General features: G+C 70.2%; 3 pseudogenes. All 3 read right to left on the reverse strand.

From position 1 onward, the window contains the following. Window positions 1-367 precede the first annotated feature (367 nt). Window positions 368-743 (reverse strand): annotated as a pseudogene (locus ASG95_RS22460) (cell wall anchor protein); the annotation flags it as partial. Between the two features lie 17 nt (window positions 744-760). Continuing rightward, a pseudogene (locus ASG95_RS22465) lies at window positions 761-1,255 on the reverse strand (cell wall anchor protein); the annotation flags it as partial. 11 nt (window positions 1,256-1,266) lie between these two features. After that, window positions 1,267-1,946, reverse strand: a pseudogene (locus ASG95_RS22470) (hypothetical protein); the annotation flags it as partial. Window positions 1,947-1,953: the final 7 nt, after the last annotated feature.

Raw genomic sequence — 1,953 nt, forward strand, 5'->3', positions numbered from 1 at the left:
GGTCACCGACGCCGGCCTTGCCGTCACCGTTCGTGTCGGTCGTGAGCGCAGCGGACTTCACCAGGCTCAGCCCGGTCGTCGTGGGCNNGGGCGTGGTGGTGCTCGAGGGATTCGACGGCACGTCGGTGCCACCCGGGGTCAGGCCGTGCGCGGTCGCCGTGTTCGCCACCGAACCGGCATCCACATCCGCCTGCGTCACCGTGTACGCGCTGGAGGTGCAGGTGAGGCTGGCGCCGGGGGCGAGGTCGCCGGCCGGGCAGGTCACCGTGACGGCCGGACCGGCCGGGGCGACGAGCTGGTCCGCCACCGTGATGTTGTGCAGGGTCACAGTGCCGGTGTTCTTCACCACGAAGCTGAACGTGATCTNCGTCACCCACGCCGGCCTTGGCGTCATTGTTCGCATCCGTGGTCAGGGCCGCGGACTTCACCAACGACAGGCCGGTGCTGCTCGGGGTCGGCGTCGTGGTGCCGGACGGGTTCGACGGCACATCCGTCCCACCAGGGTTCAGGCCATGGGCGGTCGCGGTGTTGGCCACCGAACCGGCATCGACGTCGGACTGGGTCACCGTGTAGGCCGAGCTGGTGCACGTGACCGAGGCGCCCGGGGCGAGGTCACCAGCCGGGCAGGTCACCGTCACCGCAGGACCGGCCGGGGCGACAAGCTGGTCCGCGACGGTGATGTTGTGCAGGGTCACGGTGCCGGTGTTCTTCACCACGAAGCTGAACGTGATCTGGTCACCCACGCCGGCCTTGCCATCANGGTGCCGGACGGGTTCGACGGCACATCCGTGCCACCAGGGGTCAGCCCGTGCGCCGTCGCGGTGTTCGCCACCGACCCGGCGTCCACATCCGCCTGCGTCACCGTGTACACGGAGCTCGTGCACGTCACCGACGCACCCGGTGCCAGGTCACCGGTCGGACACGTCACCGTGACGGCCGGGCCGGCGGGGGCGACGAGCTGGTCCGCGACGGTGATGTTGTGCAACGTGATCGTGCCGGTGTTCTTCACGAGGAACGAGAAGGTGATCCGGTCACCCACCCCGGCCTTGCCGTCGTTGTTCGCATCCGTGGTCAGAGCCGCGGACTTCACCAGGGACAGGCCCGTGCCTGTCGGGGTCGGGGTGGTGGTGCCCGAGGGGTTGGACGGCACGTCCGTCCCGCCCGGGGTCAGGCCGTGCGCGGTCGCCGTGTTCGCCACCGAACCGGCATCCACATCCGCCTGCGTCACCGTGTACACCGAGCTCGTACAGGTCACCGACGCGCCCNGGCGCGAGGTCACCGGCCGGGCAGGTCACCGTCACCGCCGGACCCGCCGGGGCGACCAGCTGGTCCGCGACGGTGATGTTGTGCAGCGTGGTGCTGCCGTTGTTGGTCACGACGAACGAGAAGGTGATCCGGTCACCGACGCCGGCCTTGCCGTCACCATTGGTGTCGGTGCTGATCGAGGCCGACTTCACCAGGCTCAGCCCGGTCGTCGTGGGCGTCGGGGTGGTCGTGCCGGACGGGTTCGACGGCACATCGGTGCCACCAGGGGTCAGGCCGTGCGCGGTCGCGGTGTTGGCCACCGAACCGGCATCCACATCCGCCTGCGTCACCGTGTAGGCACTGGAGGTGCAGGTGAGGCTCGCGCCCGGGGCGAGGTCACCGGCCGGGCAGGTCACCGTCACCGCCGGACCCGCCGGGGCAACCAGCTGGTCCGCGACCGTGACCTTGTGCAGCGTGGTGCTGCCGTTGTTGGTCACGACGAAGGAGAAGGTGATCCGGTCACCAACCCCAGCCTTGCCATCGTTGTTCGCATCCGTGGTCAGGGCCGCGGACTTCACCAGGGACAGGCCCGCGCCTGTCGGAGTCGGGGTGGTGGTGCCCGAGGGGTTGGACGGCACGTCAGTGCCACCCGGGGTCAGGCCATGGGCGGTCGCCGTGTTCGCCACCGACCCGGCATCCACATCCGCC

The sequence above is a fragment of the Phycicoccus sp. Soil803 genome, from assembly GCF_001429685.1.
Classification (GTDB): domain Bacteria; phylum Actinomycetota; class Actinomycetes; order Actinomycetales; family Dermatophilaceae; genus Pedococcus.